Below are 21,100 nucleotides of genomic sequence, written 5' to 3' on the forward strand. Positions count from 1 at the left end.
GGAAAGGCGTTAAAAAACAACAAAATCGTAACGAGGGCCGTTCTACCTAGGGCCACTCAATAGACTCATGTCGTTTTGTTCGGCGACCGGCGCCCAGCGGGTCTTCAGGCGCCGGACAACTGAAACCGATAGCCCACCCCATACAAGGACTCGATGGGCGTTTCCCCTGGACACGCCTGCTCCAGCTTGCGCCGCAGGTTGCGGATATGACTGTCCACCGTGCGGTCGGTGACCACGCGGTGGTCGGAGTAGAGCTTGTCGAGCAGTTGGTCGCGGGAAAATACCCGGCCGGCGGAACGTGCAAAAGTGCTCAGCAGTCGCAGCTCCAAAGGCGTCAGGTCTAAAGCGACGCCGTCGAGTGATGCGCGGTACTGCGTTTCGTCGATCAGCAGTCGCGCTGGGGTACTGCTCAGCAGTTGGGGGCCACGGCGCAGGATGGCCTTGACCCTGGCAACCACCTCGCGGGGGCTGAAGGGCTTGCAGATGTAGTCGTCGGCGCCCAAGTCCAGGCCCAGCAGACGGTCCACTTCTTCGACGCGGGCGGTGATCATGATGATCGGCACGGCGCTGAAACCGCGCAGGTCCTGGCAAACTTGCATACCGTCGCGCCCAGGCAGCATCAGGTCGAGCAAAATCAGGCGAGGGGGCTGGGCGCGCACGGTCGGTACCACCTGCAGGCCGTTGTCCAGGCACAGGGTCGGGTACCCCGCTGCGACCAAGTAATCCTGCAACAATGCGGCCAGTTTCGGTTCGTCTTCAACGATCAGGATCGGGCTTTCTTCGCTCATGGGTCAGGTATTCCTGGGCAGGCGCAGGCTCAGCCAAAGGCCGCCGAGAGGGGAGTGAGCCGCGCTGAGGCTGCCGCCGTGGGCGAGGGCGATGCTGTGGCAGATCGCGAGCCCCAGGCCGGCCCCGCCACTGGCACGGTTGCGCGATGATTCGCCGCGATAGAAGCGCTCGAACAGGCGCGGCAGTTGCTCGGTCGAGACACCAGGGCCAGAGTCGAGGATGTCGATGCACACGTCAGCGCGATCCAGGACGGCGCGTATGCGTACGAGCCCATTCGGGTCGGTGTAGCGCACAGCATTTTCCAGCAGATTGGAGAACAGTTGCTGCAAGCGGCCGGCATCGGCCAAGAGTTCCACGGGCGGCGCTGGCAAATCCAGTTCGATGCGTAGATGGCGCGCGTTCATGCGCTCCTCGAACATCGACACACTGGCGCGCAGTAGCGGCTCCAGCGCGCAGGCGCTCTTGCGATAGGTCAGCGCCCCGACATCCGCCAGGGACAGGTCATACAGGTCATCCACCAGTTTGCTGAGCATGCTCACTTCGCCCTGCAAGGACTTCATCGAGCCTTGGTCGAGGGTGCGTACGCCATCCTCGATGGCTTCCAGCTCGCCGCGCAATACCGACAGCGGGGTACGCAGTTCGTGGGACACATCCGCCATGAATTCGCGGCGCATCTGCTCATTGCGTTCCAGGGTGTAGGCGAGCTGGTTGAAGTCTCGGGCCAATTGGCCCACTTCGTCATTGGAGGTCACCGCCACCCGGCTGCTGAAGTCGCCGCTGGCCAGGCGATGTGTTGCCGCAGCGACCCGCTTGACTGGCTCCAGTAGCGTGCGGGCGATCCACCAGGCAATCAGCATCGCCAGCAGCAGCGAGAAGGCGCCCATGACCAGGCTGGTGCGTAACTGGTATTGCTGGAACCGTTCGCCGCCGGCTTCGGTCACGCTCTGGAACGGCGTCACGGCCAGCCAGCCCACGGTTTCATCGGCCACCACAATCGGGCGTAAGAGGGCGTCGGCGCCGATATCCGGATAGCCGTTCACGCGCTTTTTATGGTTATCCAGCAGGGCGATCCGGAACAGGGCCCCCGTCAGGTCCGAGGCCAAGGGGGTGCGCAAATCGTTCTTCGCCGGATCCTCGCCGAGCTCGGGCCGCATGATTTCAAACCAGCGATCCGGCTGGTTACGCAGGAACTCCCAATTGCCCTCACGCGCATAAGCATTGGCCAGGCGTGGCAGCACGGGCGCCATGCGGTCCAGTGCCTGTTCATTGAGGTACCCGAGAAAGCCCCGTCCAAAACTCCAGCTCGTCGCCAGGCCCATGCTCAGGATGACCAACAGCACACCGGCCAGTACCGCAATAAACAGTTTGGTGGAGATACTCAACTTCATGCAGGTGGGCCGTTAAGAATAGGTGGGACCATTTAGGCCCTGGTAAAGGAAAGATTCAACCCGGCCGGGCAATCTTCAATTTTCCTGCACATTTGCCTTGCAGGATGGCGCTGACTCAAGCCATTCCGTGTCGCAGAGGCCGCTATGTCCACGAAAATAATCGCCAAATACCTGGTAACCGCCGCGGTTTTCCTGTCCTTGATCGTTCTTGCCCTGCTCGGCGGCTGTTCCGGCGGCGAGCCACCTCCCGAGGCGGTCACGCCCAAAGTCTCGGTGATCAGCATAAAACCCCAAAGCCAAGTGCTGACCACTGAGCTGGCGGGGCGCACCCAGGCCTTCATGGTGGCGCAGATTCGTCCGCAGGTCGGCGGTATCGTCCAGCGGCGTCTGTTTGTCGAAGGCGCGGATGTCGAGGTTGGGCAAGCCTTGTACCAATTGGATGCGGCGTCCTATACCGCCGCGCTGGCACAGGCCCAGGCGAGCCTGGCCAAGTACCGCGCCACGCTTAAATCGGCGCAGACCACCGCCAGGCGCGACGCCGAACTGGTAAAGATCAATGCCATCAGCCAGCAAGATAACGAGGACGCCCAGGCGACCTTGCTGACCGCCGCCGCCGACGTACAGGTCGCCGAGGCCGAAGTCCAGACCGCCCGGATCAACCTGGCTTACACCCGTATTGTCTCACCGGTCAGCGGGCGCATCGAAACCTCCACCGTGACCCCGGGGGCGCTGGTGGTGGCCAATCAGGACAGTGCTTTGACCACCGTGCAGCAACTCGATCCGATCTATGTGGACGTGACCCAATCGACCACCGAATTGCTCAAGCTAAAGCGTGACCTGGCCAGCGGCGCGTTGCAGTCCAACGGCGATGGCCAGGCACGGGTCAGCCTGAAGCTGGACGATGGCAGCGCCTACAACCATCAGGGGCGGCTCAAGGTCAGTGGTGTCAGTGTCAACGAGGGGACAGGCACGGTCACCCTGCGTGCGGAGTTCGCCAACCCGGAGCACCTGCTGCTACCGGGCATGTATGTGCGCGCGGTGCTTGAACAGGCGCGTAACGAGCAGGCCATTCTGGTTCCGCAAAAAGCCGTGAACCGCAGCGCCAGTGGCGTGACCACCGCGTTGCTGGTGGTCGACGGCAAGGTCGAACAACGTGAGCTGACCATCGATCGGGCGGTGGGGAACCAGTGGTGGGTCACGGCAGGCCTGCAGGCGGGTGACCAATTGATTGTCGAAGGCGGACAAAAAGTCCGTGCCGGCGCCGCCGTCCAAGTGCAGGACGCCAATGCTCAGGCCACCACAGCTCCCACCCCCGCGAAGGAGGGTTGAGCGTGGCGCACTTTTTTATTGATCGACCGATTTTCGCTTGGGTCATTGCCATCGTGATCATGCTCGGTGGCAGTCTGTCCATCAGCCAGTTGCCGTTGGAGCAATACCCGGATATCGCGCCACCCACGGTGAAGATTTCCGCCACCTACACCGGGGCCTCGGCCAAGACCGTTGAAGACTCGGTGACCCAGGTCATCGAACAGCAGATGAAAGGCCTGGATAACCTGACCTATATGTCGGCCACCAGCAGTTCGGCAGGCAGTGCCAGCATCAGTTTGACCTTTACTGCCGGCACTGACCCGGACGTCGCCCAGATGCAGGTGCAGAACAAGCTGCAACAGGCCGAGTCGAGGCTGCCGCAGTCGGTACAAAGCGAAGGCCTGACCGTGACCAAGGGCGGCTCGGACTTCTTGATGATTGTCGCCCTGGCATCGGATGACCCCAGCGTCACCGGCACCCAGATAGGTGACTACATTTCCACCACCTTGCTCGATTCCATCAGCCGGATAGACGGCGTCGGCGATGTGCAGACGTTGGGCTCGGGCTACGCCATGCGCATCTGGCTGGACCCCGCCTTGCTGGAAAAGTATGCGTTGATGCCGTCGGACATCAGCAGCGCCCTGGAAGCGCAGAACACCGAAGTCTCGGCTGGACAGCTCGGCGGCTTGCCTGCGGTCAAGGGGCAGCAACTGAACGCTACGATCAGCGCCCGCAGCAAACTGCAGACTGTCGAAGCGTTTCGCGAGGTAGTGGTCAAGTCCAACAGCGACGGTGCCGTGGTACTGCTGGGCGATGTCGCGACCCTGGAACTGGGCAGTGAAAGCTACGACATCAGCACCGCCCTCAATGGCAAGCCCGCGGCGGCGATGGGCGTGCAATTGGCCGCCGGCGCCAACGCACTGAACGTCGGCAAGGCGGTCAAGGCCAAGCTCAAGGAGATGGAGCCCTTCTACCCGACGCAAATGCAGCTGAAAAACGTGATCGCCTACGACACCACGCCCTTTGTCAGCTTGTCCATCGAAGAGGTGGTCAAGGCTTTGGGCGAGGCCATCGTGCTGGTGGTGTTGATCATGTTCCTGTTCCTGCAGAGCCTGCGCGCCACGCTGATCCCGGCGATTACCGTGCCGGTGGTGCTGCTGGGCACGTTCGGCGTGCTGGCGCTGTTCGGCTACTCGATCAACACCTTGACCATGTTTGCCATGGTCCTGGCGATCGGCTTGCTTGTGGACGATGCCATCGTGGTGGTGGAAAACGTGGAGCGGCTGATGGGCGAGGGGCTTTCGCCCGTGGCGGCCACCCGTCAATCGATGCGTGAAATCAGTGGCGCACTGGTGGGGATCACCCTGGTGCTGAGTGCGGTATTTATCCCCATGGCGTTTTTCGGTGGTTCCACCGGGATCATCTATCGGCAGTTCTCCGTGACCATCGTCTCGGCCATGGTCCTCTCAGTACTGGTGGCGATGACCCTGACACCCGCGCTGTGCGCGTCGTTGCTCAAAGCCCGCAATGGCCAGGGGCATGGTGCTCAGCGTGGATTCTTCGGTTGGTTCAACCGCACCTTCGAGCGTGCCAGCGCCGGTTATGAGCGCTGGGTGGGCGGGGTGTTGCGGCGCTGGGGGCGCAGCCTGCTGCTGTATGGGCTGGTGCTGGGGGTCATGGCGGTGGGCTACGTCAGCCTGCCCACTTCATTTCTGCCGGACGAGGACCAAGGGATTCTGCTGGCGCAGATCCAGTTGCCGGTCGGCGCGACGGATAGCCGTACACAGGCGGTGATCAAGCAGTTCGAGGACTACATCCTGCAACAGCCCGAGGTCGAAGCGATGATCAGCATCAGCGGCTTGGGCATGGGCGGTAACAGCCAGAACACCGCACGGGCGTTTATCCGACTCAAGGATTGGTCCGAACGCGGTGGCTCTGGTCAGGGTGCAGCCGCCATTGCCCAGCGGGCGACCCTGGCACTGTCCAGCATCGGCGATGCCGATGCGTTCGTCATGCAGCCGCCGACCGTGCGCGGCCTGGGCCAGAGCTCGGGCTTCGACCTGCAACTCAAGGACCTCGGTGGCCTGGGCCATGATGCGTTAGTGGCCGCCCGCGAACAGTTCCTTGAGCTGGCCAGGAAAGATCCTCGCTTGCTGGGCGTGCGCAGCAACGGCCTGGACGATGCACCGCAGCTCAAGGTCAGCATTGACGACCGCAAGGCCGGGGCCCTGAGCCTGAGTACCAGCGATATCAACACCACCTTGGCGACGGCGTTAGGCGGCACTTATGTAAACGACTTTCTCAACCAGGGCCGGGTGAAAAAGGTCTACGTACAGGGCCAGGCATCCTCGCGCATGCAGGCTGCGGATCTTGATCATTGGTTTGTGCGCAACAGTAACAATGAAATGGTGCCGTTCTCGTCCTTTGCCAACAGCACCTGGGGTTACGGCTCGCCGCTGCTGGAACGCTACAACGGTAACGCCTCCCTGGAAATCGTTGGCGATCCGGCGCCAGGGGTCAGCTCCGGCGATGCGATGGACGCAGTGGAGGCCATCGTCCGGCAATTGCCCCAGGGTATCGGCTACGAGTGGACCGGGCAGTCCTATCAGCTGCGATTGTCCGGGTCCCAGGCGCCGCTGCTCTATGGTATTTCCGTGTTGTTTGTATTCCTGTGCCTGGCCGCGCTCTACGAGAGTTGGTCGGTGCCGTTTTCGGTGATCCTGGTCGTGCCCCTGGGGGTCATCGGTGCGGTGTTGGCGACCCGTGTCGCCGGGCTGAGCAACGATGTGTATTTCCAGGTCGGGCTGTTGACCACCGTGGGCCTGGCCGCGAAAAACGCGATCCTGATCGTTGAGTTTGCCAAGCACTTGCAAGAGCAGGGCAACAGCGTGGTCGACGCGACGCTGATCGCGGTGCGCCAACGCCTGCGGCCGATCCTGATGACCTCCCTGGCCTTCATGTTCGGCGTATTGCCGCTGGCCTTGAGCACCGGTGCAGGCTCAGCCGGGCGCCAGGCCATTGGTACGGGGGTACTGGGCGGCATGTTCAGCGCCACGGTGCTGGGGATCTTCTTTGTACCGTTGTTTTTCGTGCTGGTCCGCCGCCGTTTCGGCCGCGTGCGCAGCGCTAATCAATCTGCTCCGACAGGTGATGCATGATCAAGTCACACTGGCCTCTGCTGGCTGCCATGGCCTTGGCTGGCTGCGTCAACCTGGCGCCGCAGTATGAGCGCCCTGAGGCCCCCGTCTCCGAGCAATGGTTGCCGGCGGCCCAACTGCCCAAAGGGCAAGTGGGGGCTGATATCCATTGGCAGCAATTTTTTACCGACCGCCGCCTGGCGCAGTTGCAGGCCTTGGCGCTGGCCAATAACCGCGACCTGCGCCTGGCCAGCCTGAATGTGGAAAAGGCCCAGGCGCAGTACCGCATCAAGCGCGCCGACCTGTTTCCCACTGTCGACGCGAGCGTCAGCGGCACCCATAGCCGTACGCCGGGGTCGTTGTCCAACACCGGCACGGCGGTCACCACGCACGATTACAGCGCTCAGTTGGGGCTGAGCAGCTATGAACTGGACGTGTTCGGCCGGGTTCGCAACCTCCGCGATGAGGCGCTGGAAGACTACCTGGCATTGACGGAAACCCGGCGCAGCACGCAAATCAGTCTGGTGGCGGAAGTTGCCACCGCCTGGCTGACCTTGGCCGCCGACAACGAACGGCTGCTGCTGGCCCAGGAAACCCTGACCAGCCAGTTGGCCACCTACGACCTGACCCAGCGCAGCTACACCTTGGGCGGCTCCTCCGCGTTGTCGGTGGCGCAAGCCCAGACCACCGTCGAATCGGCACGGGGCGATACAGCGTCCTATGAGAGCCAGATCCTGCAGGACCGTAATGCCTTGCGCCTGCTGGTGGGCAGTGATCTGCCCGAGGCCCTCTTGCCGGGTACGCGCCTGGAGTCGTCGGCAGTGCTGGTGGACATTCCGGCAGGGCTGCCCTCCAGCCTGTTGCAACAACGCCCGGACGTGCTCTCGGCCGAGCATACGCTCAAGTCCGCCAACATCGATATTGGCGCGGCCCGTGCGGCGTTTTACCCGAGCATCACCCTGACCGCCAACGCCGGCTCGTCCAGCTCGGCATTGGCCGGCCTGTTCAAGTCCGGCAGCGGCGCCTGGACCTTCGCCCCGAGCATCAGCGTGCCGATTTTTGACGGGGGCAGTAACCGCGCAACCCTGGATTCGGCCAAAGTCGAACGTGAGATTCAGGTGCAGACCTATCAGCAAACCCTGCAGACCGCATTCCGCGAAGTGGCCGACGCGCTGGCGGTGCGCAGCACCCTGGATCGCCGAATCGCCGCGCAACAGGCGCTGACCGACGCCAGCCGTAAAAGCTTCGAACTCTCGGATGCTTTGTATCGGAGCGGCTCGCAAAGCTACCTCGAAGCCCTGGATGCGCAACGCTCGCTCTACAGCGCACAACAGGACCTGATCACTCTGCGCCTGACCGAGCAGAGTAACCGCATCATGTTATACAAAGTGCTGGGGGGCGGTTGGAATTAACGGCGCTGGCACACGCACACATCACCGCAGCGATGGAACGGCTTGCGCGGATCAAATCGGCTAGTTCATTCAACGGGGAATCAACATGTGTGCTTTTCGTTTCACTTTAAGCGGTTGCGTGCAGGTGCTGGGCTGCGCCTGTTTCATCATTATGTCACCGCTGTGCCTTGCGAATTCCGACGCGGACCCATGGGAAGGTATCAACCGGCCGATCTTCGCATTCAATGACGCACTGGATACCTATGCACTCAAACCCCTCGCCCAGGGCTATCAATTCATCACGCCCGGTGTTGTCCAGGACAGCATTCATAATGTGTTCAACAACCTGGGGGAGGTCAAAAACCTGGCTAACGATGTCCTCCAGGCGAAGTTCCACAGTGCTGGCGTCGACACAAGCCGCTTTTTGCTCAACAGCACGATTGGCTTGGTGGGGTTGATCGACGTCGCGACCCCCATGGGGCTGCAGCGCAGTGACGAAGATTTCGGTCAAACCCTCGGTTACTGGGGAGTCAACAGCGGGCCTTACCTGGTGCTGCCGCTCCTGGGACCAAGCACACTGCGCGATGCGCCAGCCATCCTTCCCGACGCCTACGCCAATCCGGTTCGCTACATCGGCGACGTGCCTACGCGTAATAGCTTGTACGGCCTGGGCGTGATCGACGGACGGGCTCAATACCTGACAGCCGAGAAACTCATGACCGGCGATAAATACACGTTTATTCGAAGTGCCTATCTGCAAAGCCGAGCGTTCAAGATCAACGGCGCAACCGCAAAGGATGACTTTTGACCGGCGCGTGACGGCAGCATGTTCAGGCATGAGATCTGCTCGCCACAGCCGCCCATCAACGCCTCGGCGCGGATGGGCGGCGCCCCTGCGTTCGGTAGGTTATATATCGGCGAGCTGGACTTGATCACGACCACTTGATTTAGCACTGTACATGGCACTGTCCGCACGCCGAACGAAAGCGTCAAATGATTCCGATCGAATCCACGTCGCGACGCCGAAGCTACACGTTACTTGACCGGCCTCCTCAAAGGGGAGGGCGCTGACGAGGGCTCGAAGCTTTTCCGCCAACAACGTCGTATCGTTCAGGTCGCTTCCAGGGCAGATCAATGCAAACTCCTCCCCACCCGTTCTGCACAGAAGATCGGTTTTGCGTATTGCCGAACGTAGTCGCACACACAATGACTTCAGTACGCTATCACCGCACTGATGCCCCTTGAGGTCGTTGATGCGTTTGAAGTGATCGACGTCGAACATGATCAGCGATAAGGGGCTGTGTTGCGCGTCAGCCTCAACGAGCAGGCGTTCCATCAACGCTTCGAAGTGCCGGCGGTTATACACGTCCGTCAGGTGGTCGGTAATGTTCAACAAGCGCAAGTCTTGCGTGCGCTCATCAACCAGAGAGAGCGCGCGCGCACGCTGTGTGATCAGCATGTACACCATGAGCGTCATCAGCAGCGTCAATCCTGCTCCAAACGCGACGATCAGACTGACAAGCGCTGCGTGACTGTTAGAGCTCAAAAATATCGAGCTTGGCCGAAACTGCATCGAGTAGTGCTGGTCGGCTACTTTCAACACGCGTTGAGCGTAAAGCGCCGAAGGGGCGGCCGGCGATAAGCTCTGATAAAAGATGTCGTTCGGATGCGGCGTGTCGATCAATGACAGGGTCACGTTCAGTCGTTGCAGACTGGGTAACGGAATGCCATGTTCCATCAAGGACGCCAAGCGTATCGTCGAGACGATGAACCCCTGCAAACCATCATCGTTCAGTGAGGCCGCCGAGGACTCCTTGAAAACAGGCGCGACAAAGAAAAACCCGGTATGGCCACTGGTCATTTTCAACGGCGCCGACACGACCAGCCGGTGTGTTTCTCGTGCCTTTCTCAACAAGGCCTCGCGATCCGGGCTGGCGAGCACATCCATGCCCGGTGTTATCTTCACGTCATTGCGCTTGCACAAGTAGAGCAAGATCATGTGCTCCGGACGGCTGGTGAGGGGGGCTTCGGTCTGGGTCGTGGGATCAATCTCATGATACGAAAAGTCACCCGTACCATTGAGTAGCGCTTTTTCGCGAAACGTTTGTAGATCCTGCTCGAGAATCCTCGGTACCCAGCCGTACGTTTCACCCTCTTCGACGAGAGGCGTGACAAACCCCATGAACTCCTTTTCCGTGACATCGTCGGCGTTGATGAAGAAACGCCTGACGGTGTCCAATTTCAAGTCTTGGAAAGTAAAGCGTCGCTGCAGGCGACTGAATCGCTCGTCAACCTCTAGTTGGAACGCAACGCTGACGGTGCGCTGCTCCGACCCGACGAAAAGTATCAGTACCAAGGTCGTGATGGCCACCCCAGCCAGGCACACGAGAACACAAAGGGATACGTCGGATGCTTTGAGGGCGCTCATACGAAAGGACATCATTTCGTGTTCCTTACTCATCGCCAAAAACAACCTGCAGCCACTTGGTACGCTTTTTCGATTATCGGCACGCCAGCCAACATCTTTAAAGATTAGGCGATGAAATATTCACTGTCACCGCAAGTGATAGGGTTACCCGGCCAGCCGGTTTTTGCCGAGCACGTTGCTTCTCCGCCAACGGCTGATCCGCACCGTGAGGAACCGCCTGGCCTGGTCGATGCGCCCACTCCAACCCTGCCGGTTGTGCGGTTGCCTCCTGCATGAGCTAGAACTCGGTCACGACGGTTACGCCGGCGGTCTCGAAGCGATCCATGTTCATCAACGCGTCGATGGACTGCTCCAGGCTGATGGTTTTACCCACGAGTTTTTCCGGCGCCAGTTTTCCGGAGGTGATCATCTGGATCATGGCGTCATAACGATGTGCTTGCATGCCATGGCTGCCATAGATCTCAAGCTCGTGCGCGATGACCTTGCTCATGGGGATCGCCGGCGTGGCGTGGTCGGCGAGCATCAGGCCCACCTGGACGTGCTTGCCTCGACGGCGCAGGTTGTTGATGGAGTTGAAGCACGTGGTGGGATGGCCCAATGCATCCAGCGATACGTGGGCGCCCCCCTGGGTGATGTCCAGCACGGCTTCGGTGACGTCCGCAACGCTGTGTGCGTTCACGGTTGCAACGGCGCCGAGCGCGCGTGCCAGTTCGAGTTTTTCCGGCGAAATATCGATGGCGATGACATTTGCGCCGAGGGCCTGGGCGATCATCACGGCGGACAGGCCCACGCCTCCGCAGCCATGCACCGCCACCCACTGTCCGGCGCTGACATTGCCTTGGTCAACGACGGCGCGAAATGAAGTCGCGAAGCGGCAGCCCAGGCTCGCAGCGGTAGCGAAGTCCATGCTCTCCGGAAGCGCGACGAGGTTCAAGTCGGCCTGGTGTATACCGACGTACTCCGCAAACGACCCCCAATGAGTGAAGCCCGGTTGAAACTGCGTAGTGCAGACTTGCTGGTTACCGCTGTTGCACTCGGGACACGCGCCACATCCGCCGACAAAGGGCACCGTTACACGGTCGCCGACCTTCCACCGGGTGATGTCCCTGCCAACCTCCGTCACGATGCCGGCAAGCTCATGCCCGGGAACATGCGGCAGTTGGATGTCCGGATCATGCCCCTTCCAACCGTGCCAGTCGCTGCGGCAGACGCCCGTGCCCCGCACCTGTACGACCACACCGTGACGCTCCGGCGTCGGGTCTTCGACGTTCATCAGGCGCGGCGGTTGGGAAAAGGCTTCATAGATAACTGCTTTCATGAAAGTCACCTCTGCTTGGGATAGACACGACGCTGTATTCGATGGGTTTCCAGTGCCGGGCGGCTCGAATCAGTGCTGATCCATTATGTGCGAATGCCTTGAAATTGCTTTTCAGATTGCAGTTGATAGTGGGCGCTGAATGAAATTAATCTTCGTGAGCCGGCACATAATTGAAAGGATCAACCATGCATGAGCGTCTGGATAAGGTGGATATTGCAATCTCGGAGCGACTGCAGCGAGATGGGCGACTCTCGAATGTCAAGTTGGCGGAGCAACTTTCCCTCAGCGAAGCATCGTGTTGGCGTAAACAGAAACGCCTGGAGGAGTGCGGCGTGATCGAGGGGTATCAAGCCATCCTGAATCGCAGGAAACTGGGCCTGGGGGTGATGGCTTTCGTGCAGATCTCCTGCAGTGATCACAGTGAAGAAGCCACGGAAAAGTTTGAGAAAATCATAGCGTCGGCGCCGCAGGTGCTCAGTTGTCACAATACAACCGGCGAGGCGGATTTTTTACTTCAAGTCGTCGCAAGCGATTTGGACAGCTACAGCAGATTCGTTGAAAAGGTGCTGAGAAAGCTCCCGGGCGTATTGAGTATCCGCTCGAACCTGTCACTGCGAGAAATGAAGACCACCCATCGTTTTCCAGTGGCCGAGCTCCTGAGTATCTGAGGACCTTGAATCAGGGCGGCGGCCCGTTTGCCGGGCCCGGTCCGGGCGCTGCCTACTTGGCTCTCGGCAGGGCCTTTATCGCCTGGACGACCGCATTGACGATGGCCTGGGCGATGATCCCTTTGCGCCGCAATTGAGGGGCTTCGCGCTCAAAAAGCTGACGATTGGGCGCGGTTGTCGCTGGCCGTTTCCCGGAACAGTCGTGGTGACATACCGAATGTCGATTTGAAGTGCCGGCTGAAATGTGAACTGCTGCCATAGCCCCAGGCATAGGCAATCTCGGTGAGTGAGCGATGCGCTTGTTCGCGGTTACGCAGGTCCTCGGCGCAACGGGACAACCGACGCTGCCAGATATACTCGCTGACGCTGCAGCCCAATTCATCCTGAAAGGCCCGGTGCAAGCTGCGCACCGAGCACTGTTCGGCATTGGCGATGCGCTCGATGCTGAGGTCGCGGTCGGCCAGGTGGCGCTCGATATAGGCCTTGAGGCGATTCTGTTTGAAGAAACGGAAGTCGTGGTCCAGTTGCTTTTCATCCTGCTTGTTCTTCAAGGCATTGTTCAGCAACCCGGCGATGCTGTCGCCGATTAGCCCGGCCGACTGGCTGTTGAGCAAGGGGTATTGATGGTAAGCATCGCTGATCAGGTGCATCAGCATGCGCCCCAGCCCGTTGCGGCCACTCAAATGCATGTCGCCGGTCTGCGTCAGTTGCCCGGCGGCGCCCTGGAACAGCAGGATAAAGTGTTCGCAACCCTGGGTACTGGTGACGCTGAAGGGCTTGCCACAATCGACCAGGAGCATGTCGTCCGGTGCGACGGTACTGCTTTGCTGGCCTTGCTCGAAGTGACTGACACCGGCGACTTGCAGGATCAACATGCGCGGCGTGTCGACGACATCGAGCGCTTTGCTCAAGTGGCGTGAATAGCGATGGGCACTGGCGGTCATGCGGCAGAAACGCAGTTGGCCCAGGTCGCCGTATTCCAGCCGCCCCTGGAAGTTACCGTTGTGCAACGGGTCGATGTGAGTGGCTTCCAGGCGCTTTATATACTCCGGCGTGCGGCCCAGGTGGTCGCTCATGAACTCTTTCCACTTCATCAGCCGGTCAGAGCGAACGACCTGTTCGGTGGACACACAGGCTAGGTTATTCATAGGTTTCGCCTTCTGTCTTTTTGTTATGGCTGAAGGGGCAAGGAGGGCGCCTTGCCCAATTCTGACATGCGATCAGAACGGGTAGCGATGGCTCCCGGCTTGCCAGGTGACCCAATGTGCCCGGGTAAATTCATCCAGGGCATAGTGACCGTTAAACCGCCCGAGGCCAGAGTTCTTCTCGCCACCGAACGGTGCATTGGGTTGGTCATCGACGGTGATGTCGTTGATATGGGTCATGCCCGCCACGATGCCACGCGCAAAACCGAGGCCGCGTGCCATGTCCCGGGTGAACACGGCACTGGATAGACCGTATTCGCTTGCGTTGGCCAATTCCAGGGCGTGGGCCTGATTGTGTGCAATCATCAATGGCAATAACGGGCCGAAGGTTTCATCGCGGGCCAATGCCTGGTCGGGACCCACATCGCCGAAGACATGGGCGGGCAGCACCAGCCCCTGCGCCTGGCCGCCGCACAGTTGCTTGAGGCCGGCACGCTCGGCAGCGTCGATCTTCCCCAGCAGGCCATCGAGCTGGCTCTGGTTGACCACCGGCCCGATCACCGTATCGGCCTTGGCCGGGTCACCGGTCTTGAGGTTGCGCACGCGCTCGACCACCAGCGCGGCGAAGTCGGCATACAGAGAACGATCGACAATGACGCGGTTGACGCTCATGCATATCTGACCCTGATGCAGGAATCGCCCGACCACGGCGGCATGTGCCGCGATCTCGATGTCCGCATCGTCCAAGACCACCAGCGGTGCGTTGCCGCCCAGTTCCAGCGCCACGCGCTTGATGTGCTTGCCACCGGTGGCGATGCGTCCGACGTTGCGGCCCACGTCGGTGGAGCCGGTGAAGGAGATCAGGCTGGGTATCGGGTGTTCGACGAATGCATCGCCAATCTCCGAGCCCGCGCCGACCACCACATTCAGTGAACCTGCGGGGAACCCGGCTTCTTCGAACAAATGGGCAATCAGCAGGCCGCCGGTGACCGCCGTGTCACTGGCGGGCTTGAGCACCACGGTATTGCCCAGCGCCAGGGCCGGTACCACCGAGCGCATGCTCAGGTACAGCGGGAAGTTCCAGGGGCTGATGACACCGACCACTCCCAGCGGCTCGCGAAACACGAAGCTCTGTTCGCCAGGCTTGTAGCTGCTCAGGATCCGCCCCTCAACCTGCATTGGCAGCGTTGCGCACTCGCGAACCAGGTTGAGGGTGAACTGCCATTCCATCCCCGCCTTGATACGGGTACTGCCGGACTCACGGATCAGCCAATCAATGATTTCTTCGCTGCGGTCCTGGATGACCTGGGCGAGTTTTTCCAGCTGCGCACCGCGCTGTGTCGGGTGCAGTGCTGCCCAGTCGATCTGTGCGCGCTGGGCAGCCTGGTACGCGTCCTCCAGGTCGGCCACCGAGGCCAGGGGCATCTCCAGCAAGCGTTCGCCGTTGAACGGGTTACGGTCATCGAGGCGTCGTGTCGAACGACCTGTGCGCCAGGTGCCATTGATATATTGGTCGCCGCTGATGGCGTAGGTCGCGAAGGTTGGAATTGTCATTGTTTTACCTTGGGCAGGTAGCCGCGTTGATTGAGGGTAGATGAGGGCAGACCCTTTGGAATGTGTCTTTTCAGCTGCGGATCCAGGCGCGTCCCCAGGAGTTGAGGGTGTATTCCTCTTGGGGCCAGACGCCTGGCGCGCGGCTGGCTTCGGTGATTTCCAGCTCCGCCGAGAACTCCAGGCGATTGCGATCGGCATCGACCACCATGAAGAACAGGTTATTGCCCGGACCGTGGCGACCCGGGCCAAAGAACAACGTAATCCGCTCCTTGGCGAAGCGGTCGCCCCAGTCACGAATGTCATTCCACTCGTTGGTTTCGTAACAGTGATGATCCCATTCGTTTTTCGAACCGCGGAAAAACGCCAGCGAGTGGTGCTCGTCGTCTGAACGCAGGAAGCAGGTCGTGAGCTGGCCGCTCTGCTCATCGACGACATTGTCCGAGACCGTGAACCCCACCGTGTTGACGTAGAAGTCGATCATCGCTTCCAGCTCCGTGGTCTGGAACACCACATGCTGCAGGCGACCCGGCATGCCCTTGCGGTCGGTGGTGACGGCGCCACGAGACACGCCAAACACGGTCTGCCGGCCCTGGGGGTCACGGATTTGAAAGGCGCCGGTTTCCAGCAGCGGCGAGTCGAGCGCTTCGAGGCTACAACCCTTGCCCACCAGGTGCGTGCGCAGTTCGCTCAAGCGCGCTTGGCTGCCCAGGTCGTAGGCAGCCGCGAGCAGGCCGCTGTGATCGGCTGGCGAGATCAGCATGGCCCGTTGCGGCCCTTGGAGCAGCCAGCTGCCGTCTGCCTGCGCCAGGCCCTCCATGTCCAGCAGGCGCCGATAGAAGTCAACTTGCTGGTGGGGCGCTTTGCTCGCCAGGTGTAAGTAGCACAGGCGTGCGGGGGTAGAAGTCTGCAAGGTTTGCATAAACACCTCTGGGGCTGAAGGTTCAGGGGTAGACGGGGGCCATGGCCGGCTGATCCGCGCAGGCGCTTGTCGGGGGGATGCCGAACAGCGCCTGCAAGGCGGCGGCAGCCTGGTCCTGGGTGGTCCGGTCGAAGAGGGCGGCGACATAGCGATCGGGGCGCAGCAGCACAAACGTGTGGCTGTCGCCGAGCAGCTCCTTGAGCGCATCCTCATGGTCTTGAAGTACGGTGCAGCCAGGCAGCGATGGCAGGGCCTGGAAGTGCGCAGGCAGGATCAGGATGCGCTTGGCCTCCAGGTGATCCCAAAGACCGTGGCGCAGTTCGTCAAGGTGTTGGCGAGCAGGGTCGCCATATTGAATCAGGGCAAAGCCGGCACCGATGCTCGCGTCCAGCAACTGGACGTGGCCTTGGGCATCGGTCAGCAGCGGCTGAGGAAACATTTGCCCACAGGCCAGCTTTCCGGCCTTGCCTTCGGGCAGCACCAGGCCTTGGGTAAAGCGTGGTTTTGGCTTGAAGCGCATCTGTAGGAAATAGTCGCGCAGCGACGGCACCAGGCCGACCAACGCGAATGCCGCACTGATCAGGCGAGCACGCAGCACGGTAGCCGGCGCCATGACCACGCCCAGGTTCAGCGCCAACTTGATCAAGGCCCAGGCATGCCCGCGCCGCTCGCTTTCGTAGGACTGCAAGGCGGTCGCGGCCAATTTGCCGTTGAGTACACCGATCAACTTCCAGCCCAGATTGTGTGCATCGCGAACGCCACTGTTCATCCCTTGCCCAGCGTAGGGCGGGGTCAGGTGCGCGGCATCGCCGGCGAGCAATACGCGGCCCACCTGCCAGCGCTCGGCCACTCGGGCGTGAAAGGTGTAGACCGTCTTGCGCACGATCGACACCGGGGCATCGCCCTTGAACGGACGCAGCAGCGTGTGCAGGCTTTGCGGGCTGAGCACTTGCTCCTCGGTTTCGTCCGGCCGGAGCATGAATTCGAAACGCCGCGTACGGTGCGGGCCGGGCACTTCCACCACCGGGCGCCGGGCATCGCAGTACACGCGGGTCTGCCAGAACGGGTCGTCGTCCTGGTCGGTATCGACCACCAGCCAGCGCGAGGAGAAGCTCGACCCGACCATCTCGATCCCCAGTAGCTTGCGCACCGGGCTGCGGCCGCCGTCGCAGGCGACCAGGTAGTTGGCCTTGACGTCGAGCAGTTGGCCATCGGCGTCCTTGATCAAGGCACGCACGCCGTGCGCGTCTTGAGTGAACTCCAGCAGCTCATGATTGAAGCGTGCAGTCACGCTCGCAAAGCGCTCAAGACCGGTCTTCAGCGTGTGTTCGAACAGCGGCTGGCGAAAGGCATTGCGTTTGGGAAACCCATACACCTTGCCGGTGGGCTCGACCTTGCCAAAGCAACGCCCGCCCGCGCGGGTGAAGTAATGCACGCCGTAGCCGGGCACCACATCCCGTAGCACGGCGTCGTCCAGCCCGATCGCCTGCATGGTGCGCAGGGATTCATCGTCGATGGAGACCGCGCGGGGCTCGGTCACGGTGCCGGCTTTGCGGTCGATGATCAGGGTATCCACCTGGGCCTGGCCAAGCAGGTTGGCCAAGGTCAGTCCGGTGGGGCCGGCGCCGATGATCAGGACTTGAGTGCTGAAGCTGTTGAGGGTTGTCATTGTTATTCCCTTCCAAAGGTTTCAGTCCGGCTGCGCGGGGCGGTGAGTCAGGGCCGCCATGCGTTGCGAGAGTGTCTGCGCGAGGGCCAGCATCTGTTCCCCTTGTTGCGCTTCCTGGGCGTTGTCGCGCTCCTCGATCGGGCGTACGCAACTGATGCTGCCCAGCACCTTGCCGTCGCTGTCGAAAATCGGTGCCGCCAGGCCGTAGACGCCGGGATCGATTTCCGCCGCACTGGCGACATAGCCCTGGCGACGCAGTTGCTGCAGCGCGCGACGGAACTGTTCCCAGGTCTGGCCCAAGTGGCTGGCGCGCACTTCATCCGGGTTTTCCAGGAACAGCTGGCGGTGCTGGCGCGAGGTCATGTTGGCGAGGATCGCTTTCGATGTCGCGCCGAGGAATAACGGCCTGGGCGAACCCCGGGAGTAGCTGACCTCACTGAACAACTCGCCATGCTGGTGGATACACACCACCTGGTCCTTGAACAGCCGGCAGATCAGCCATACCTGTTGCTCGCTCCAGCGTGGCAGAGCCTGTTCCAGCGACTGTGCCGCGCGCACCAGAGGGTCGCTCAGGCGCAGCTGGCGGTCCCAGGTGATGATCCGTGCGCCCAGTGCATAGCGTCCGGCTTCGACCTGAAACAACAGGCTCGCCTCGGCCAGTTCGCGTACGTAGCGGTAGATGGTCGAGCGGGTGTAACCCAGCGCGGCGCCCATTTCGTCCACCGCCCAGATCGGGCTGGCCTCGGTGAACAGATCCAGCACCCGCAGCATGCGTTCCAGGCTGGAGCCTTTGCTATCGGCATCCAGGTCCGACGGGCGTTCTGATTCAGACAGTAGATTCATGACTCACTGCTCGTCGGCGATGCTGTTGCGCAGGAGGCCGATGCCGGAAATCTCGACTTCGACGGTGTCGCCGGGCTTCATCCAAACCGGCGGTTCGCGGAAGGCCCCGACGCCACCGGTGGTGCCGCTGACAATCACGTCGCCGGGTGCCAGTTCGGTAAACGTGGAGCAGTACTCGATCAACTGGCGCACGTCGAAAATCATGTCGCTGGTGCGGGTGTGTTGCATCACTTCGCCGTTCAGGCGCGTGGTCAGTTCCAGGTTTTGCGGGTCGCTGATTTCATCGCGGGTCACCAGCCAGGGGCCGAATCCGCCGGTGTGAGGGAAATTCTTGCCAGGCACAAACTGAAGGGTGTGCTTCTGCCAGTCGCGCACGCTGCCATCGTTGTAGCAGGCATAACCGGCCACGTAGTCCAGCGCGTCTGCTGCGTTGACGTGCCTTGCGGTTTTGCCGATGACCACTGCGAGCTCGCCTTCGAAATCCAGTTTGTGCGACACCTTCGGACGGATAATCGGCTGCAGGTGCGCGACCTGGCTGTCGGCGAAGCGCGTGAAAATCATCGGATAGGTCGGCATGTCACGCCCGGTCTCACGCACGTGGGTGGCGTAGTTGATGCCGATGCACAGCACTTTGCCGGGATTGGCGATCACCGGCAGGAAGGTGACGTCGGCCACTGGCACTCGGGGTAGTGGCGCGAGCACGGCGGGGGTCAGTTCCACCAGGCGATTGGCGGCGATGGCATGCTTGAGGTCGGGGCCAAAGGTGGGTTTGACCGATTCCAGGTCAATCAGTTGATCACCGTCGACCACACCGTAGGTCGTGCGACCGTGAACACTGAAGCTTGCAAGTTTCATGAAATGTCCTCTCGAAAAGGAAGCGGGAGATGGCGGCAATGGGGTCAATCTAGTCCTGCACATTTATCCTGTAAAGTGGGATTTATGCATAAATCCTGCAATATGAAATAAATGCTAATTTTCTGTTCGATCATCGGATTCAGCCCGGCAACCGGGCAGCCCGCGCCCTTCCAGCAAGTGGATGGCCACGGGCGTGTCGCTTGGAGGAGCGGTGGGCTGGCGCGATTTAGCGCGGTGCCCAGCAGCCGTGCAGGGACATGCGCATGCGGAACGGGATTTTGATGCGTGCGAGAGGGCCGGCGGCCATGTCGGTGGCGTCCAGCACCACCAGTTCGTTGCGGCCTTCGGCAATCAGGTTGAGCAGGCAGACCACATAGCCATCGCCTTCTGCGGCGTGCGCTGAGCGCGGAATGAAAATGGGTTCCTGGAAACAGCCACTGTCGCCGGGAAACCAGGCATCGGTGACACCGGTCGTGAGGTTGAGGTGAACCAGCAGGTTGAAAAACTGGAACGGCATCGGCCCGTTCGACGGGTTGTACGGGCGTTCTGGATCGAAGGCGAGGAGGAACCCATGTTCATACTTGCGACCGATGTAGCGATCATCGCAGCGTGGAAACTCGCAGGGATAGTCCGTCAGCGCCTGGGGTTGCAGTTCATCCTGCGCACTGTTCAGGTCGAATATCCAGCGCATCAGGCTGGCGGCCAGGGTCTCTGGCGGCGGTACGAAACCGTCCGCCTGGGGGAAGAAGTAGAAGATGTTGCCGCCGGTGACCGGCATGTCCACATAGATTTTGCCGTCTTCGTCGAACGCATTCAGGGTATGGCCCTGGAAGCCGTCCTTGGGCCCTTTGAACCAACGTACGTCGCGCGCATGGCCGTCACGGGGCACCACGGCAAATAGCTGGGGCAATTCGGGCTGCCACTGAAAATGCTGGCCGCCTTTTTTCATGCGCTCGACGTCCACCGTCAACGGGATCAGTGGGAACACCACATACCTTTCCGTGACCGCGAAGTCGTGGACCATCGCGGCGTAGGGCGCCTGGAACCAGATTTCATGCAGCAGCTTCCCCTCCGGCGATATCTCGAAATAGGCCATGTCGGGTGTGCCGTCGCCTTTGGCTTCGTAACTGAAGGCCAGCAGGTTTCCCGTGACGGGGTCGAGCTTGGGGTGGGCAGTGAACGTCGCGGCGTCGATCTGCCCGTCGAAATTCCACTCGCCGAGGGTCTCCAAGGTCAGCGGGTCCAGCGCCCAGGGCATGGCGTCCTCCTTGAGGGCCAGCAGGACGTTGTTGTGCGGGATCACAGACGTGTTGGCGGTGGTGTTGTTTTTGGCCGCCAGCGGGTCGTTGGTGTAGACATTGCGGTACACACCATTGAGCGAACGCCCTTCGCGACGCTGGGCGACCAGGCGATCGGTCAGCACATAGCGGCGGCGCAGCGAAACCTTGCCGTCGGCAAAATAAAAGCCGCTGACCAAGGCATCGCCATTGAAGAAAATATCGCTGCCGAGCATGGGCGGGTACTGCGGGTCGGGTGACACCTGGTAAAAGGCACCCCGGATCGCCTCGGGAAGGGTGCCTTCGATCTCAAGGTCATACACGTCGCCCTCAACGCGACTGGGGGCATACAGCGCCCCGGTAAACTCCGGGGTGTGGGGGAATGGCGTATTCATCGGGTTATCTCATTGA

General features: G+C 61.1%; 16 protein-coding genes. 5 read left to right on the forward strand and 11 right to left on the reverse strand.

Features of this window, described 5'->3' with window-relative positions; all coding sequences use genetic code 11:
• Window positions 1–104: 104 nt before the first annotated feature.
• A complete protein-coding gene (locus BM403_RS00890) occupies window positions 105–788 on the reverse strand; it encodes a response regulator (protein ID WP_015884913.1) in 684 nt (227 codons plus the stop codon).
• A 3-nt stretch (window positions 789–791) separates the two neighbouring features.
• Window positions 792–2,177, reverse strand: coding sequence for a sensor histidine kinase efflux regulator BaeS (baeS, locus tag BM403_RS00895; RefSeq protein ID WP_093541215.1), 1,386 nt, complete (start codon window positions 2,175–2,177; stop codon window positions 792–794).
• A 144-nt stretch (window positions 2,178–2,321) separates the two neighbouring features.
• Here baeS and BM403_RS00900 point away from each other — a divergent pair, with 144 nt between their 5' ends.
• From BM403_RS00900 to BM403_RS00915, 4 genes are all read left to right on the forward strand, one after another.
• Window positions 2,322–3,506: an efflux RND transporter periplasmic adaptor subunit gene (locus BM403_RS00900; protein WP_093541217.1), complete on the forward strand. Its 1,185-nt coding sequence runs from the start codon at window positions 2,322–2,324 to the stop codon at window positions 3,504–3,506.
• A 2-nt stretch (window positions 3,507–3,508) separates the two neighbouring features.
• Window positions 3,509–6,643, forward strand: coding sequence for an efflux RND transporter permease subunit (locus tag BM403_RS00905; protein WP_093541219.1), 3,135 nt, complete (start codon window positions 3,509–3,511; stop codon window positions 6,641–6,643).
• Window positions 6,640–8,034, forward strand: coding sequence for an efflux transporter outer membrane subunit (locus BM403_RS00910; protein ID WP_093541221.1), 1,395 nt, complete (start codon window positions 6,640–6,642; stop codon window positions 8,032–8,034). The genes BM403_RS00905 and BM403_RS00910 overlap by 4 nt, the downstream gene beginning before the upstream one ends.
• An 85-nt stretch (window positions 8,035–8,119) precedes the next feature.
• Window positions 8,120–8,821, forward strand: coding sequence for an MlaA family lipoprotein (locus tag BM403_RS00915; RefSeq protein ID WP_093541223.1), 702 nt, complete (start codon window positions 8,120–8,122; stop codon window positions 8,819–8,821).
• Between the two features lie 99 nt (window positions 8,822–8,920).
• Here BM403_RS00915 and BM403_RS00920 read toward each other — a convergent pair whose 3' ends face one another.
• Both BM403_RS00920 and BM403_RS00925 read right to left on the reverse strand, forming a co-directional pair.
• Window positions 8,921–10,456 (reverse strand): sensor domain-containing diguanylate cyclase, encoded by a 1,536-nt coding sequence (locus tag BM403_RS00920; protein ID WP_093541225.1) that lies wholly within the window; start codon window positions 10,454–10,456, stop codon window positions 8,921–8,923.
• Between the two features lie 262 nt (window positions 10,457–10,718).
• Entirely contained in the window at window positions 10,719–11,759 is a 1,041-nt protein-coding gene (locus BM403_RS00925) for a zinc-dependent alcohol dehydrogenase family protein (RefSeq protein ID WP_093541227.1), read from the reverse strand.
• Window positions 11,760–11,944: 185 nt separating this feature from the next.
• Here BM403_RS00925 and BM403_RS00930 point away from each other — a divergent pair, with 185 nt between their 5' ends.
• Window positions 11,945–12,427 (forward strand): Lrp/AsnC family transcriptional regulator, encoded by a 483-nt coding sequence (locus tag BM403_RS00930; protein ID WP_093541229.1) that lies wholly within the window; start codon window positions 11,945–11,947, stop codon window positions 12,425–12,427.
• A 149-nt stretch (window positions 12,428–12,576) separates the two neighbouring features.
• Here the strand turns inward: BM403_RS00930 and BM403_RS00935 are convergent, their stop codons facing one another.
• From BM403_RS00935 to BM403_RS00965, 7 genes are all read right to left on the reverse strand, one after another.
• Window positions 12,577–13,575 (reverse strand): helix-turn-helix domain-containing protein, encoded by a 999-nt coding sequence (locus BM403_RS00935; RefSeq protein WP_046035349.1) that lies wholly within the window; start codon window positions 13,573–13,575, stop codon window positions 12,577–12,579.
• 72 nt (window positions 13,576–13,647) lie between these two features.
• A complete protein-coding gene (locus tag BM403_RS00940) occupies window positions 13,648–15,126 on the reverse strand; it encodes an aldehyde dehydrogenase family protein (RefSeq protein ID WP_093541231.1) in 1,479 nt (492 codons plus the stop codon).
• A 70-nt stretch (window positions 15,127–15,196) separates the two neighbouring features.
• Window positions 15,197–16,045 carry a VOC family protein gene (locus tag BM403_RS00945; RefSeq protein ID WP_046035351.1) on the reverse strand — a complete coding sequence of 283 codons (849 nt, stop codon included), beginning with the start codon at window positions 16,043–16,045 and terminating at the stop codon, window positions 15,197–15,199.
• A 22-nt stretch (window positions 16,046–16,067) separates the two neighbouring features.
• On the reverse strand, window positions 16,068–17,714 hold the full coding sequence (locus tag BM403_RS00950; RefSeq protein ID WP_093541233.1) for a bifunctional 3-(3-hydroxy-phenyl)propionate/3-hydroxycinnamic acid hydroxylase: 1,647 nt from the start codon (window positions 17,712–17,714) through the stop codon (window positions 16,068–16,070).
• A 21-nt stretch (window positions 17,715–17,735) separates the two neighbouring features.
• Window positions 17,736–18,557, reverse strand: a complete 822-nt coding sequence (locus BM403_RS00955) for an IclR family transcriptional regulator (RefSeq protein WP_015884900.1) — start codon at window positions 18,555–18,557, stop codon at window positions 17,736–17,738.
• A gap of 3 nt (window positions 18,558–18,560) precedes the next feature.
• Complete coding sequence (locus BM403_RS00960; RefSeq protein WP_046035353.1) at window positions 18,561–19,412, reverse strand: fumarylacetoacetate hydrolase family protein; 852 nt, start codon at window positions 19,410–19,412, stop codon at window positions 18,561–18,563.
• Window positions 19,413–19,638: 226 nt separating this feature from the next.
• Window positions 19,639–21,084: a carotenoid oxygenase family protein gene (locus BM403_RS00965; RefSeq protein WP_046035354.1), complete on the reverse strand. Its 1,446-nt coding sequence runs from the start codon at window positions 21,082–21,084 to the stop codon at window positions 19,639–19,641.
• Window positions 21,085–21,100 lie beyond the last annotated feature (16 nt).

The sequence above is a fragment of the Pseudomonas sp. OV546 genome (genome assembly GCF_900116845.1).
GTDB classification, from domain to species: domain Bacteria; phylum Pseudomonadota; class Gammaproteobacteria; order Pseudomonadales; family Pseudomonadaceae; genus Aquipseudomonas; species Aquipseudomonas petroselini.